Consider the following 14,190-nt stretch of genomic DNA (forward strand, 5'->3'; position numbering starts at 1 on the left):
GACAACACGAACTTCGGAGGACTCAGTTCAGTTGAGCTCCCCCGCCGGCACCACCGGAAGAACGAGGCTCGACGGCCGCAGCGGTCCGGCGTGGATCGTCGTCACGTTGCCGTTGGCCTGCTGCTGCAGCGGCGTCGGCCAGATGCCCTGCGCCTGGTTGCTCGCGCTGACGGCGATGCGCAGCCGGTGCCCCGCGCGGACCAGCGCCGCGACCGGGAAGACCTCCACCGGCACCAGCATCGGCTCGTTGGCCGTCACCGGCAGCGCCGCGCCCGCCGTGAACGGATGCCACGGCTGGATCATCGTGCCGTTGACGAAGCGGGACCGGCTGGTGTCCACCGCGCGGTGCGCCGCGGACATCAGGCCGTGCGTCAGCGGCTTCACCGCGCCGGTGGACGGATCCACGTCGTCGATGCGCACCGATAGCGCCGCCTGCGGGCGAGAGGCCGAGATCCACAGGTCCGCCTGGATCGGTCCGTTCAGGTAGAGGTCCTGCGCCAGGGGCGCAGTCTCGTAGACCGCCGCGCCCTGCAGCGATTCGACGCGCGCGCTGTCCGAGTAGCACGGCTTGGGCAGCAGCCCCGCCAGCCCCAGCGTCCATTGCACCTGGCTTGCCGAGCAGTCGCTGTGATCGCGGACCTGCACGCTCGCGGTGAAGATCGTTCCCAGCACCGTGCCGCGCGTGGCCGTCGGCGCGGGCGGCTCCGAGATCGTCCTGCCGGCCTCGGCGGCCGGGATGCGTGACGTGAGGCTGCCGTCCGGCTGCAGGTACCAGCGCTGCGGCGCCATCTTCGGATGCGGCCAGTCGCTCGCCGTCGCGAAGCGCGGCGTGCCGCCGCTGCCGTAGCCGTCGACGAACTGCGTCACCGTCGGCAGCGTGTCGGCGCCCGCGGGGCGGCCCTTCAGGTACTGGTCGAACCACTGCAGCAGCAGCGAGGTCGTGCTCGGCGGTCCGTACGAGGGTGCGCCGTCGAAGCCGGCGATGCCGCCCTGCACCGACTGCAGGTGCGAGCCCGGCAGGATCGCGAGCTTGGCCGTCGTGTTGCGCTTGAGCTGCTCGTACAGCAGCGGCTGGTCGCGCTGGAAGATGTCCAGCGACGCGCCGACGATGAAGGTCGGCACGCGGATCTTCCCGGCGCTTTCCACCGGCGAGCGTCCCGCCCAGAACGTGCCGTCGTCGGTCGCGATGCCGCTCGCATTGCCGACGAAGCCGTCGAAGGTCGGTGCGTACCAGCTGTCGATCGCCGCGACGTGGTCGCCGGTGGCGGCGTTGATCTGGCTCGCGTACCAGGGGTTGAGCAGCAGCTCGGGCGCGTTGGCCACGCTCAGCGACTGCGTCAGCGGCAGCCAGGTGCTGAGGAACTGCGCGTTGAACAGCCCGCCCGTGGCCGCGACGCCGCGGTACGCGTCGCCCATCGGCACCGTCGCGAACGCCGCCTTGATCGCCGGATGCTGCTGCCCCGCCGTCAGCAGCGAGCTGATGCCGAGGTAGGAGGTCCCCGCCACGCCGATGCTGCCGTTGAAGAAGGATTGCCGCGTCACCCAGTCGACGGCCTCGCGGTAGGCCTGCTGCTCGTCGGGGCCGATGAGTTGAGTGACGCCGCCGCTCATGCCGGTGCCATGGGCGTCGATGGCGACCGTCACGTAGCCGCGGCGCACCATGTACTGGTCCAGCCCGCCGATCAGCAGCGTGTTGCCGCCGGCCGGCGTGAACACGCCGAGGAACTGGCCGACGTCGATGCGGTAGGCCGTCTGCGTCAGTACCACGGGAAAACGTCCCGACTTGGGGAATCCGAGGAAGTCCGCTGGCATCGACACCAGCACCGCCAGCTGCTTGCCCGACGACAGCCGGATGAACTGCAGCGGCAAGGTGACCGCGCGAGGATGGTCCGGGCCGCGCGTGTAGGCCGAGGACGACCAGGTGGCGCCCGCGTTGGCAGTGACGGCGGGGTTGGGCGCCGCGAGCGTGCCGCGGGTGCCCAAGGTCGTCGTCTGCGCGAAGGCGCCGAGCGCCGTGCCGGCGGCCAGCGCGACGACCAGCTCACGGCAGCGCGCGCGGCCGCGTTCGCGCCAGGGGCGGACGGTGCCGCGGCGCATCGGAAGGCTCAGGGTCATGTCTTGTCTCCAGGTCCCGAGGGTCGGGTGGTCGCTGAGCGACTCTGTGGGGCATGAGGGGGCGACTATGCCGGGCTGCGGCGCGCCCGGCACGGGGGAAATCAGGAGCCCGATGGGTACGCAGCTTGCCGTCGCCCGTCCCCGCCGCGCGCGGACGCCGTCCGATTCCGGATCATGGGAAGGTCCCGCACGATGCAGACCTGGCCCCCAGGGAGCGCGCAGGAAGTCACGCCCGGACGAGCCGGCGATGTCGGGTTCCGCGGGTCGGACGCCGCTGTAGGTCAAGTCCCTACAGCAGCTGCGGGAGGCGACGCTCATCGCGAGTGGGCGCCGCTTGCTGGCGGCGACGGCCCCCGGCGACGACGATGACAGCCATGAACATCGCCGTCATTGAAGACAACGTTCCCGTCCGCCAACTCCTGGTCCGTCGCGCCCAGAGACTCGGCGGCATCACCGTCGTCGCGCAGGCTTCCGGCGAGGACGAGGCCGTCGACGCCGTGCTGGCCACCACGCCCGACGTCGTGCTGCTCGACCTCAACCTGGCGCAGGGCACCGGCCTGTCGGTGCTGTCCCGCCTGCGCGACCAGGACTACGCCGGCCGGGTCTTCGTGCTCAGCGCGGAAGACGCCAGCACCCACGCCGCGCCGTGCCGCCGCAGCGGCGCGGACGGCTTCTACGACAAGGCCTTCGATTTCGAGCAGCTGCTCACCGACCTGCACGAGCTGTGCCAGCGGGGAGCCGCCAACGTCCCGCTGAATGCCCCGATGGACGCCGGCCCCCGCGCCGTCGCCAACGGCTGAGTTCCCGATCCGCAAGCCGGCGCCGATAGACGCACAGACGCACAGACCGGCCTGACCGCATCCACCGTCCTGGGAGGACCCGACCATGAAGCACTTGATGACACTGCCCCGGCTGCCGAGCCAGCTGCGTTTTCGGCTGCCGACCATGTCCTGGGTGCCGCGCGGTCCCATGGCCTCCTGGCTGACGGTCGGCAACCTGCTGGTGATCGTGGCCCTGGCCGTGATGACCGCGCTCAGCCTGTGGAACCACCGCCAGACCGAGACGGACCGCGCCCGCGACGTGGTGGAGAACCTGGCGCAGAACATCGCCGTCGAGGTCGGCGCCGAGCTGCGCAACACCGACAACGCGCTGGCCACGATCGCGTTGCGCTACCGCAGCGGCCGCGCGTCCGCCGACCAGATGGACATGGTCGCCCGGCTGATCGAAGAACAGCGCGGCCTGCTGCCGCAGGTCGCCGCGCTGCGGGTGACCGACGTCCACGGCACCGTGACCACCGGCCTGATGCCCGGCGAGCGACCCTTCAACGTCGGCGACCGCACCTACTTCGCGCAGGCCCGCAACACCGACGCGATGGTCATCTCCGAGCCGCTGAACAGCCGCGCGCAGAACCACTGGTGCATCATCCTGGCCCGCCGGCTGATCGATCACGACGGCAACTTCGACGGCATCGTCTACGCCGTGGTCACCGCGCAGCACTTCGTCGACCGCTTCAGCGGCGTGGCGCTGGGCCCCTCGGGCGCGGTGTCGCTGCGTTCGGACGGCATGAACCTCGTGGCGCGCTACTCCGCCAGCGAGCCCAGCTCCACCAAGGGATTCGGGACGAAGTCGCTGTCGGAGCAGGCCCTGCGGTCGCTGGCGCAGAACCGCGAGCGCGGCGTCTACATCACGCCGACGGCGCTGGACCGCGTCGAGCGCGTCACCGCCTACCGCAAGGTGCCGGGCTATCCGATGACGCTGTTCACCGGCATGAGCAGCAACTACTTCCTCGCGGGCTGGCGCGGCCAGGTCGTGCAGCAGACGCTGCTGGCCACGCTGGTGGCGCTGGCCGTGGCGGCTGCTTCGGCCCTGATCTACCGCATCCACCGCCGCGAGCGCCGCGCCAAGGATGCGCTGCAGCAGCTCGCGCGCGAGCAGGACGCGATGCTGCGCAACGACCTGATCGGCATGGTCCGCATCCGCGACAGCCACGCGCTGTGGGGCAATCCGGCGATGGAGCGCATGTTCGGCTACCTGCCCGGCGGCGTGGTGGGCCTGCCGGCGCAGACCTTGTTCCTCAGCCCGCAGGAACACGCCCGCATCCGCGAGGCCAGTCTGGCGACGATGCGCTCCGGCGGCCGCTTCCACACCCAGCTGCGCATGCGCCGCCTGGACGGGGCGGAGTTCTGGGTCGACCTGCACGGCACGGTGCTGTCGGAAAGCGAATCGATGTGGATGCTGGTCGACATCGACAGCCTCAAGCGCAGCGAGGAGCAGGCGCAGCACCTGGCGCTGCGCGACGTGCTGACGGGCCTGCCGAACCGGAGACTGTTCGAGGAGAAGGTGGGCGACGCCATCAACGGCGCGCGCCGCAACGGCCGCGGCTTCGCGGTCTGCTACCTGGACCTGGACGGTTTCAAGGCGATCAACGACCAGCACGGCCACGAGGCCGGCGACGAGGTGTTGACCGAGGTCGCGCAGCGCCTGCAGGCCCTGGTGCGCAGCAACGATGTCGTCGCGCGCCTGGGCGGCGACGAATTCGCGATCCTGCTGTCGGGCGCGACCCGGCCCGAGGACGTCGAGCAGACGCTGCAGCGCTGCCTGTTCTCGATCCAGCGTCGCATCACGCTGGACAGCGGGGAGAAGGTGTCGGTCGGCGCCAGCATCGGCGCGGTGATCGGCGGCGGCGGCGACGCCTGCCGCGAGCTGCTGCACGCTGCCGACGAGGCGATGTATGCGGTCAAGCGCACCGGCAAGGGCCAGATCCAGATCGCCGGGCATGTGCACTCGGAGTGGGCCGTGGCGGCCTGATCCGTTTTGCGCCCTCTCCCGCACCGCGGGAGAGGGGCAGAAAACAGACGGGGCGTGCGGCGGGGACGGGCGAACAAGGGGCACGCCCCGCTGGAAAGCTCGGCCTTCAAGCGCGATCATGGCGACTCCTGTCGACAAAAGGGGGAGCCGAGATGAACTTCGCAAGTTGGCGTTTGTCCACGCAGTTGACCGTGTCCTTCATGGCGCTGGTGGCACTGTGCGCGCTGGTCGGCGGCATGGGTCTGCTGCAGTTGAACCGCGTGCACGACAGCACCACCGAGATCGCCGAGGACTGGCTGCCCAGCATCCAGAGCATGGCGGCCATCCGCGTGAAGGCCAACCAGATCCGGCGCATGGAGCCGGACCACCTGCTGTCCGAAGACCCGCAGGAGCGGGCGCAGATCGAGCGCAACATCGCGCACGCCCGCCAGGAGCTGGCGGCCGCGGAGAAGGCCTACCAGCCCTACATCACCAGCGACGAGGAACGCCGGCTCTACGCGGCGGTGGTCGCCGCGCGCGACGCCTACTTCGCCGCGCAGGAGAAGCTGCTGCACCTGTCGCGCAACGACGGCTCCGACGCGGAGGCGCGCGCCTTCTTCCGGGCGGATTCCCGCAGCAGCTTCAACGCGTGGGTCAAGGCGATCGAGCACACCGCCGACTACAACGCGGCCGGCAGCGACCAGTCGCGCCAGAACGCGCAGAAGAGCTACGCCGCCGGGCACGGCTGGAGCCTGTCGCTGACGGTGGTGTCGGTGGGGGTGGCCGTCGGGCTGGCCCTGCTGCTGCTCGGGCACGTGCGGCGTCAACTGGGCGGCGATCCGGCCGAGGCGGCCCGCCTGGTGCGGCAGGTGGCGGAAGGCGATCTGAGCGGCGAGATCCGCGTGCGTCCCGGGGACGACCGCAGCCTGATCGCGGCGCTCAAGGCGATGCAGATCAGCCTGCGGCAGGTGGTCGGCGGCGTGCGCGAGGGCAGCGAGTCGGTGGCCAGCGCCAGCGGGCAGATCGCGATCGGCAACCACGACCTGAGCCAGCGCACGGAGGAACAGGCCAGCGCGCTGGAGCAGACCGCGGCGACGATGACCGAGCTCGGCGAGACGGTGTTGCAGACCTCGGAGAACGCGCAGCAGGCGGACCGGCTGGCGCGCTCCGCCAGCGAGGTGGCGCAGCGCGGCGGCGCGGTGGTGACGCAGTTCGTGGAGACGATGCGCGGCATCGACGAGAGCAGCCGGCGCATCGCCGACATCATCGGGACCATCGACGGGATCGCGTTCCAGACCAACATCCTGGCGCTGAACGCGGCGGTCGAGGCGGCGCGCGCGGGCGAGAACGGCAAGGGTTTCGCGGTGGTGGCGTCGGAGGTCCGCGCGCTGGCGGGACGCAGTGCCGAGGCGGCGCGGGAGATCAAGCAGCTGATCGCGGCGAGCGTGGCGCGCGTGGAGCAGGGCTCGGGGCAGGTCGAGCAGGCCGGTGCCACGATGGCGGAGATCGTCGCGGCGATCGGCCGCGTGACCGACGTGGTCGGCGAGATCAGCAGTGCGACGCGGGAGCAGTCGCAGGGCGTGAACCAGGTGGGCGAGGCGGTCAACCAGATGGACCAGGTGACGCAGCAGAACGCCGCACTGGTCGAGGAGTCCGCCGCCGCCGCGGAAAGCCTGCGCCAGCAGGCGCAGGCCCTTGTCGCGTCGGTGGCGAGATTCCGGCTCGGTTGAATCGGACAGTCACGCTGTCGTTGACTGCCACGTCCGCTGGCCCTCACCCCCCGCCCTCTCCCGCGGTGCGGGAGAGGGAGCAAGAGGAGCAAGCGCTGCGAGTGAAGCCGGTCGGACTCCCTCTCCCGCATCGCGGGAGAGGGCAGGGGTGAGGGCCAGCGGCCGTCGCAGTGCTCAGACCGGAACCGGGAAGTCGACGTCCGTGTCGTTGACGCGGTTCACGAGGTTGGTGAACCCGATCAGCGAGATCGTCAACAGCGACTCGACGACCTGGGCCGAAGTCCACCCTGCGTCGAGCACCGCCTGCACTCGCTCCGCCGCGACCGTGCCGGTCGTCGACGTCACGTGCCTCGCGAAGTCCACCAGCGCCTGGCGCTTCGCATCCTCGACGCTGTCGCCGCCGCGCAGCTGGCGCAGTTCGTCGGCCTTCAACCCGACCATCTTGCCGATCGCCGAATGCGCGGCCACGCAGTAGTCGCAACCGTTCTGCGCGCTGACCGCAACGCGGATGGCTTCGATCTCGACCTTGGACAGCGTGCCGCGCGCCAGGGCGGCGTCGCCTTCCATCGCGATCTTCAACGCGGCGGGGCTGAGCGCGCCGATCAGGGCGTAGGCGTTGGGCACCTTGCCCGCGCCCTTGCGGATGGCTTCGAACAGCGGTTGGGCGGCGGCGGGGGCGTCGGCGATGGCGGGAGCGGTGAGGCGGGACATGACATTTCCTTTCGAAGTTGGAGGGCCGTCGCTCCCGGCTCTTTCGAGGCTTTCTCCGGGGTGGCGGCGCTGCATCGCTGCAGTGACTCCACTGTAGAAATCGGGAGTGCCGGCGCCCATGCTCGTCCGAGCCTGTCTAATGCCCGTTCGTTTCAGACTGGCCGTGTCGACGGTCCATGAGGGGGGAAGAGGCGATGGCGGATGGGAGCGGCGCGAAGGAAGCGAACGGCGTGAATGCAGCCAAGGATGCCAAGGACGGCGCCGGCTGGCTGGACCGGCTGCTGGCATTGGTCGATGTCGACGGCCGCCTCGACATCCGCTGCGACCTGGGCGCGGGATGGTCGCTGGACCAGGCCGCGAAGGTCACCGAGGCCGAGGACGCCGGCCATCACATCCCCTTCCACGTGCTGCTCGACGGCGAAGCCGTCGTCGACGCCGACGGCCTGAGCCAGGCGGCCATGCACGCCGGCGACGTGCTGATGCTGCCCGCCGGCGGCGCGCACCTGCTGCGCGATCGCGATCCGGCCAGCCTCCAGCGCCCGGGCGAAGGCACGCTGCTGTGCGGTCGATTCATCGTCCCGGCCGCGTCGTCGAAGTTGATCCGCGCGCTGCTGCCGCCGGCGATGGTGGTGCGCTCGCCCGGGCCCGGCTCGCGCCTGACACGGCTGCTGGCCCTGATGCGCGAAGAGGCCGACGCGCCCGGCGAGGGCGGGGCCGCCTTGCTCCGCCACCTCTCCGGCGCGCTGTTCGCCGTCGCACTGCGCGCGGCGATGGGCGGCGACCTCCCGACCACCGTCGACGCCCCCGGCGTCCTGGCGCTCGGCGCCCATCCGCGATTGGCGGCGCTGGTCGTCGACATCCTCGGTGACCTCGCCCACGACTGGACCCTCGACAGCATGGCCGAACACGCGGCGCTGTCACGCTCCTCATTGATTCGCAGCTTCCAGGCCGCAGCGGGCGTCTCGCCGGCAGAGTTCCTCAACCAGGTCCGGATGACAGAAGCCGCCCGTCGCCTGCGCGCCGGTCGAGAATCCCCCGCCGCCATCGGCGAAGCCGTCGGATACGCATCGGAGGCGGCATTCCAGCGCGCGTTCAAACGCGAGATCGGCGTGACGCCCGCAGCGTGGCGTGACGGGGCGGAAGCGCTTCAATCACCCCCGGACAACGTGGTGCTCCCCGCACGGAAGCGCCTGGGGTGAGACCGCCCAACTGCGCTCGGCCAAGCGCGGGCTCTCCACGGGGCATGGGGCCTCGCGTCCGCGAACCCCAAGCCCCATTCCGGCCCCACCCGCAGTCATCCACTGCGGGCCTGACACCGGTCACGGCGCAGCGACTGCCACGACTGCCTTGCCCACGTCAGGTTGCGCATGTACGGATCGAGCAACAGGAACAGCGTGCGGAGCAGCACCTGACCCTCGGCGGGCGAGGGCGCGGGCGCCGATTCGAGCCGGAAGTCCTCCGGGACCGGCCGCCCGGCAGGGCGTCTGGCGAGGACGATGCGACGGCTGACGAGCGAGCTCATGGGTATCCTTCCAGTGGCGGGTCGAGGATCAGGCCTTCGCGACGCGCGGTCCGTGGCGCAGCGTGAGCAGCGTGCCCAGGGTGATGGCCGCGGCGGCGAAGGTGGGGCCGCCGAGCGCGCCGATGTGGTCGACGAGCATGCCGCCGCCGATGGCGCCGCTGGCGATGGCGATCTGGAAGGCGGCGACGAGCAGGCCGCCCGCGCCTTCCGCCTGGTCCGGCGCGGCGCGCACGATCCAGGTCTGGAAGCCGACCGGGAAGGCGCCGAAGGCGAAGCCCCACAGCACGACCGCGACCGCGGTGACCCAGACCGAGCTGCCCGCCAGGAGCAGCGCCGCCGCCAGGAGGACGATCAGCGAGCCGCCGGCGACGATGGCGCGCCGCTCGCTGCGCTCGGCCAGGAAGCCGCCGACGAGGTTGCCGAAGAAGCCGCCGATGCCGTAGCCGAGCAGGACCGCGGAGATCATCGAGACCGGCAGGTGGGTGATGTTCTCCATCAGCGGCCGGATGTAGGTGAAGCCGGCGAAGTGGCCGGAGATGACGAGCAGCACCGCCAGCAGCGCGACGCGCACGCCGGGCCGGGTGAGCAGTTCGCCGAGGACGCGCAGGTTGGGGTTGTCCTTCGGGGGCAGCTTGGGCAGGGTCAGGAGTTGCGCCGCCAGCGTGACGAGGCTGAGCACGCCCGCGGCGACGAAGGCGCTGCGCCAGCCCCACATGTCGCCCATCCAGGCGCCGATGGGCGCGGCGCAGACGGTGGCGACGGAGACGCCGGCCAGGATGACGGACATGGCGCGTGCGAAGAGGTGCATGGGGACGAGCCGCATGGCCAGCGCGGCGGCCATGGACCAGAAGCCGCCGAGCGCGACGCCCAGGATCACGCGTGCCGCCAGCAGCACGCCCAGGCTGGAGGCGGTGACGGCCATGACGTTGGAGAGCACCAGCAGCAGCGTGAGCGCGATCAGGACGAGGCGACGATCGAAGCGTTTGGTCAGCAGCGGGATCGACGGCGCTGCGACCGCGCCGACCAGCGCGGTCGCCGTGACGGTCTGCCCGGCGGCGCCGGCGCTGATGTTCAGGTCGGCGGCCATCGCGGTGAGCAGGCTGGCGGGGAGGAACTCCGCCGTCACCAGTCCGAAGACGCCGACGGTCAGCGAGGCGATCGCCGCCCAGTGGGCGGGTTCCTCCGCGGCGGCAGGGGCGGCGAGGGGGGCGGCGAGAGAGTCGGTACGGGAGGGAGACACGGCGAGGAAGAGGGACAGTGGGTATGGCTATCAGCTTATGGGTAGTATTCAGGCGTTTCCATGCCGGAAGAGCCGAAATGCATGACGATTCCTCCAGCGCTCCGATGGAGCCGCTCCCGCCGACGCCGCTGAAGCCTGCCGATCTGCTGACGCAGATCCTGCTGGGGCTGCGGCTGGAGGGCGTGGAGTACGGCCGCTGCCTGATGCGCGCGCCCTGGGCGATCGCCTTTCCGGCGCGCAAGGAAGCGCGCTTCCACTTCGTCGCGCGCGGCAGCTGCTGGCTGAAGACGCCGGGCAGTGACTGGGTGCAGCTGAACCCCGGAGACGCCGTGCTCCTGCCGCGCGGCAGCGCGCACGTGCTGGCGAGCGCGCCGGACCTGCCGGCGGTGGAGATCGATTCGATCTCGCGCCGCGCCGTCGCGGAGGACATCTACCTGGTCGGCGCGGAGGCCGCCGCGGGCGCCGGCGTGGTCGCGGAGGATGCACCGGACGTCATGTTCTGCGGCGCGATGCGCTTCAACCTGGATCCGTTGCATCCGCTGCTGGCGATGATGCCGGACGCGATGCGGGCCGACGACCTGGGGCGACGCGACCCGACGGTGCCGACGCTGCTGGAGGCGATGGAGCGGGAGGTGGCGCTGGACCGCATCGGCGCCTGCGGCATCCTGGCGCGGCTGGCCGACGTGCTGGCGGCCAGCATCATCCGCGCGTGGGTGGAATGCGCCTGCAACGACGCCAGCGGCTGGATCGCGGCCGTGCAGTGCCCCGGCATCGGCAAGGTCATCGCCGCCATCCACAACGAGCCTGAACGCGACTGGAGCGTGCCCGAGCTGGCCGGGCTGATGGGCGCGTCGCGCTCGCGCTTCGCCGAGGCGTTCACCAAGACCGTCGGCGAGAGTCCGGCCAAGTACGTGGCCAAGGTCAAGATGTTCCAGGCCCGGCGCTGGATCGCGCACGAGGGCATGCGGGTGGCCGTCGCGGCGGACCGGCTCGGCTACGACTCCGAGGCCTCGTTCAGCCGCGCGTTCAAGCGCATCGTGGGCCAGCCGCCCGGCGCGCTGAGGCGCTCGGCCGCGCGCGCCCCCGGCTGACGTCGCGACGAAGCGGGCAGCGCGAAAGGGGTAGAGGTCGTACGACCCGGGCTAACCCGGAGTCGGCGGGCTTTACACCCCCGCATCTCGGGGTGTCCCCATGGACAGTGGTGTCGGGGACGCGACGCCCGCAAGTGCCGATGCCATCGGTGTTTCCTGCGACGTACCTCGAAATATCGTGACACTTGGCACAAGTTGTGCATCGTTCCCTCTGTTCAGCACCGCACCGAGCGTGGTTGTGCCGCGCGGGGTGTCCAACCTTTCAGGGGAACGTCCGATGTTCACGCGAATCAAGAGCTTCAAGAGCCTCAAGAACACCTGGCTGCCGATCGCAGCCCTGGCCCTGGGCGCGGCGACGTCCGCGCAGGCCGCCGCAGTCTTCGGCGAAGGCGGGAGCGATGCCGGCGAGAGCCTCATCACCGCCAAGACCTTCCTGGGCAGCGGCCCGATCGATGCGATCCAGGGCACGCTGGACGGCGACGCGGACCTGTTCGCGATCTACCTGACCGCGGGCACGGCGTTCTCCGCCACGACCACCGCGTCGGGCATCGACTACAACTTCTTCGACACGGTGCTGTACCTGTTCGACGCCGCGGGCAAGGGCCTGATCGGCAACGACGACGACGGCGTGGCGGGCGGCTCGCAGTCGACGCTGAGCAACTACATCCCGACCGTGAGCGGCCTGTACTACCTGGCCATCACCGGCGCGGGCTACACGCCGGTGAGCGGCGGTTCGGCGATCTTCCCGTCGCTGCTGGGCCAGGGCGGCAACGTCGCGGCGATCGGCGGCTCCGGCGCGCTGACCGGCTGGAGCAGCGTGACCAGCGAGTTCGGCGATTACGAGATCCAGCTGGTGGGCGCGAGCGCCTCGGCCGCCTCCGACGTGCCCGAACCCGGCAGCCTGCTGCTGGCCGGCGCCGCCCTCGGCGCGGCCGGCCTGATCCGCCGTCGCAAGCCCGTCACCCCCGTTCAAGCCTGAGGAGCCGCCCATGACGACTTCCATCCGCACCCAATCCCGTACCGCTCCTCGCCTGCGCGTCCTGACCGCGCTGCTGGCCCTGGCCGCCTGCGGCGGCGCCTACGCGCAGCATGCCAAGCTCGACGGCGCGCTGTCGGATCTGGTCGACCAGCAGTCGCGCCGCCAGCTGCGCTCGCTGGCCGTCGAGACCGATGAGATCAAGCCCTACGTCAAGTCGCTGTCCGACTCGCAGGGCCGCGTGCTGGTCGACATCTACCTCGAAGCCGGCACCTCGATCGACGCCTTCAAGGCGCAGCTCGAAGCCTCCGGCGCGCAGGTGACCGGCGTGAACCGCGCGTTCAACAACGGCGCGATCTCGGCCTACGTGCCGACGTCCGAGCTGGCCGCGCTGTCGGGCACGACCGGCCTGCACCTGGCCAAGCTGACGCGCCGTCCGCACAAGAACGTCGGCGTGACGACCTCGCAGGGCACGACGGTGCTGCGCAGCAACGTCGCCAACGCCTCGGGCTGGACCGGCGCGGGCATCACGGTGGGCGTGCTGTCGGACTCCTACGACGGATCGCCGCTGAGCTTCACGACGGTGCGCGCGGCCAACGACATCGCCTCCGGCGACCTGCGTCCGCCGAAGTGGGTGCTGGACATCGGCGCCGATCCGAGCAACACCGACGAAGGCCGTGCGATGATGCAGATCGTGCAGGACGTGGCCCCGGGCGCGGACCAGTGCTTCGCCACGGCGTTCGCGGGCGAGGCGGCGTTCGCCGACAACATCCGCCGGCTGCGCACGGAAGCGGCCTGCCGCGCCGACGTGATCGTCGACGACGTCTTCTACTACGACGAGCCCTTCTTCTCCGACGGCCAGGTCGCGCAGGCGGTCAACGACGTCGTGAACAGCACGACGCTGGCGGGCCGTCCGGTCTCGTACTTCTCGTCGGCGGGCAACCAGGGTTCGGCGGGCGGCGGCGGCGCGATCGACGTGCCGGTGGCGACCTTCTCGACCACGCCCACCAACCTGGGCAACGTCAACCTGGCGTCGCTGAACACCTGCACCAGCTCGCCGTCGTCGGGCAGCACCAAGGCCAACGTGGCCGGCGGCTTCCTGGACTTCGGCGGCGGCACCTACGCGCTGCCGGTGACCTACAGCGGCGCGGGCTCCACGCTGCTGCTGCAGTGGGACGACCTGTTCTACCAGGGCAAGGTCACGACCGACCTGAACTTCTACCTGATCAACGCCGCGGGCAACTGCGTGTTCACCTTCGCGACCAACAACATCGCGGCGGACTTCGGCGAAGAGATCGTGGGCCTGTCGGGCGGCGCCAGCGGCACCTACCGCATCATGGTCGGCCGCACGAGCGCCGGCACCAAGCTGGCCTCGCGCGTGCGCCTGGTCAGCCTGGAAGGCTGGGGCGGCGCGCCGTTCCAGGTGCGCAGCGGCCCGACGACCTTCGGCCACAGCGCGGCGGCGGGCGCCAACAGCGTGGCGGCCTACCGCTACTCGTTCCCGGCGACGCAGCAGAGCCCGTTCATCCCCGCGTTCGAGAGCTTCAGCAGCCCGGGCCCGGTGACGATCGCGTTCGACGCCGCGGGCAACCGCCTGGCCGTGCCCGAGACGCGCAAGAAGCCTGACTTCGCCGCGCCGGACGGCGGCAACACGACCTTCTTCTTCCCGAACTCGGATTACGAAGGCGACGGCTTCAACAACTTCTTCGGCACGAGCGCGGCGGCTCCGCACGCGGCAGGCGTCGCGGCGCTGATGCTGCAGAAGGCCGGCGGCCCCGGCTCGCTGACCCCGAAGCAGATCAAGAGCATCCTGCAAGGCACGCCGGCGGCGCGGGTGATCCCGTTCTCCGGCGGCTCCGCGGTGAAGGGCTGGAGCCTGTATGACGGCTTCGGCCTGATCGACGCGGTGAACGCGCTGAACAAGCTGCCCTGAGTCCACGCCGGTCCCGGTTGATCCGGGACGCGACAGGCTCGACAGGCCGCCGTCCGAAAGGTCGGCGGCCTTTTCCTTTGGTCGG

General features: G+C 70.9%; 11 protein-coding genes. 7 read left to right on the top strand and 4 right to left on the bottom strand.

The features are described from left to right. Positions 1–27 precede the first annotated feature (27 nt). Positions 28–2,115 carry a CocE/NonD family hydrolase gene (locus tag ACQZ13_RS07250; RefSeq protein ID WP_431050580.1) on the bottom strand — a complete coding sequence of 696 codons (2,088 nt, stop codon included), beginning with the start codon at positions 2,113–2,115 and terminating at the stop codon, positions 28–30. Positions 2,116–2,489: 374 nt separating this feature from the next. On the opposite strand from ACQZ13_RS07250, the gene ACQZ13_RS07255 reads away from it, so the two are divergent. From ACQZ13_RS07255 to ACQZ13_RS07265, 3 genes are all read left to right on the top strand, one after another. Then, the gene (locus ACQZ13_RS07255) at positions 2,490–2,915 is read left to right on the top strand and encodes a response regulator (RefSeq protein ID WP_431050582.1); all 426 of its coding nucleotides are present in this window, start codon (positions 2,490–2,492) and stop codon (positions 2,913–2,915) included. 85 nt (positions 2,916–3,000) lie between these two features. Then, on the top strand, positions 3,001–4,923 hold the full coding sequence (locus ACQZ13_RS07260) for a diguanylate cyclase domain-containing protein (protein WP_431050584.1): 1,923 nt from the start codon (positions 3,001–3,003) through the stop codon (positions 4,921–4,923). A gap of 152 nt (positions 4,924–5,075) precedes the next feature. Further along, on the top strand, positions 5,076–6,632 hold the full coding sequence (locus ACQZ13_RS07265) for a methyl-accepting chemotaxis protein (protein ID WP_431050586.1): 1,557 nt from the start codon (positions 5,076–5,078) through the stop codon (positions 6,630–6,632). 174 nt (positions 6,633–6,806) lie between these two features. Here the strand turns inward: ACQZ13_RS07265 and ACQZ13_RS07270 are convergent, their stop codons facing one another. After that, positions 6,807–7,343, bottom strand: coding sequence for a carboxymuconolactone decarboxylase family protein (locus tag ACQZ13_RS07270; protein WP_431050588.1), 537 nt, complete (start codon positions 7,341–7,343; stop codon positions 6,807–6,809). Between the two features lie 230 nt (positions 7,344–7,573). Here ACQZ13_RS07270 and ACQZ13_RS07275 point away from each other — a divergent pair, with 230 nt between their 5' ends. After that, positions 7,574–8,542, top strand: coding sequence for an AraC family transcriptional regulator (locus ACQZ13_RS07275; RefSeq protein ID WP_431050590.1), 969 nt, complete (start codon positions 7,574–7,576; stop codon positions 8,540–8,542). A 95-nt stretch (positions 8,543–8,637) separates the two neighbouring features. On the opposite strand, the gene ACQZ13_RS07280 is transcribed toward ACQZ13_RS07275, so the two are convergent. After that, a complete protein-coding gene (locus ACQZ13_RS07280; protein ID WP_431050592.1) occupies positions 8,638–8,865 on the bottom strand; it encodes a hypothetical protein in 228 nt (75 codons plus the stop codon). 28 nt (positions 8,866–8,893) lie between these two features. Then, entirely contained in the window at positions 8,894–10,105 is a 1,212-nt protein-coding gene (locus ACQZ13_RS07285) for an MFS transporter (protein ID WP_431050594.1), read from the bottom strand. Positions 10,106–10,182: 77 nt separating this feature from the next. Here ACQZ13_RS07285 and ACQZ13_RS07290 point away from each other — a divergent pair, with 77 nt between their 5' ends. The 3 genes from ACQZ13_RS07290 (at position 10,183) to ACQZ13_RS07300 (ending at position 14,105) form a co-directional block, all read left to right on the top strand. After that, complete coding sequence (locus tag ACQZ13_RS07290; protein ID WP_431050596.1) at positions 10,183–11,196, top strand: AraC family transcriptional regulator; 1,014 nt, start codon at positions 10,183–10,185, stop codon at positions 11,194–11,196. 277 nt (positions 11,197–11,473) lie between these two features. Further along, positions 11,474–12,175, top strand: a complete 702-nt coding sequence (locus tag ACQZ13_RS07295) for a PPC domain-containing protein (protein WP_431050598.1) — start codon at positions 11,474–11,476, stop codon at positions 12,173–12,175. 10 nt (positions 12,176–12,185) lie between these two features. After that, entirely contained in the window at positions 12,186–14,105 is a 1,920-nt protein-coding gene (locus ACQZ13_RS07300) for a S8 family peptidase (protein ID WP_431050600.1), read from the top strand. Positions 14,106–14,190 lie beyond the last annotated feature (85 nt).

The organism is Roseateles sp. L2-2 (assembly GCF_050613215.1).
GTDB classification, from domain to species: Bacteria; Pseudomonadota; Gammaproteobacteria; order Burkholderiales; family Burkholderiaceae_C; genus Roseateles; species Roseateles noduli.

Excerpts from the sequence above, each read along its gene's own strand:
- ACQZ13_RS07250 (WP_431050580.1), bottom strand. The coding sequence starts at position 2,115 with ATGACCCTGAGCCTTCCGATGCGCCGCGGCACCGTCCGCCCCTGGCGC.
- ACQZ13_RS07255 (WP_431050582.1), top strand. The coding sequence starts at position 2,490 with ATGAACATCGCCGTCATTGAAGACAACGTTCCCGTCCGCCAACTCCTG.
- ACQZ13_RS07260 (WP_431050584.1), top strand. The coding sequence starts at position 3,001 with ATGAAGCACTTGATGACACTGCCCCGGCTGCCGAGCCAGCTGCGTTTT.
- ACQZ13_RS07265 (WP_431050586.1), top strand. The coding sequence starts at position 5,076 with ATGAACTTCGCAAGTTGGCGTTTGTCCACGCAGTTGACCGTGTCCTTC.
- ACQZ13_RS07270 (WP_431050588.1), bottom strand. The coding sequence starts at position 7,343 with ATGTCCCGCCTCACCGCTCCCGCCATCGCCGACGCCCCCGCCGCCGCC.
- ACQZ13_RS07280 (WP_431050592.1), bottom strand. The coding sequence starts at position 8,865 with ATGAGCTCGCTCGTCAGCCGTCGCATCGTCCTCGCCAGACGCCCTGCC.
- ACQZ13_RS07290 (WP_431050596.1), top strand. The coding sequence starts at position 10,183 with ATGCATGACGATTCCTCCAGCGCTCCGATGGAGCCGCTCCCGCCGACG.
- ACQZ13_RS07295 (WP_431050598.1), top strand. The coding sequence starts at position 11,474 with ATGTTCACGCGAATCAAGAGCTTCAAGAGCCTCAAGAACACCTGGCTG.
- ACQZ13_RS07300 (WP_431050600.1), top strand. The coding sequence starts at position 12,186 with ATGACGACTTCCATCCGCACCCAATCCCGTACCGCTCCTCGCCTGCGC.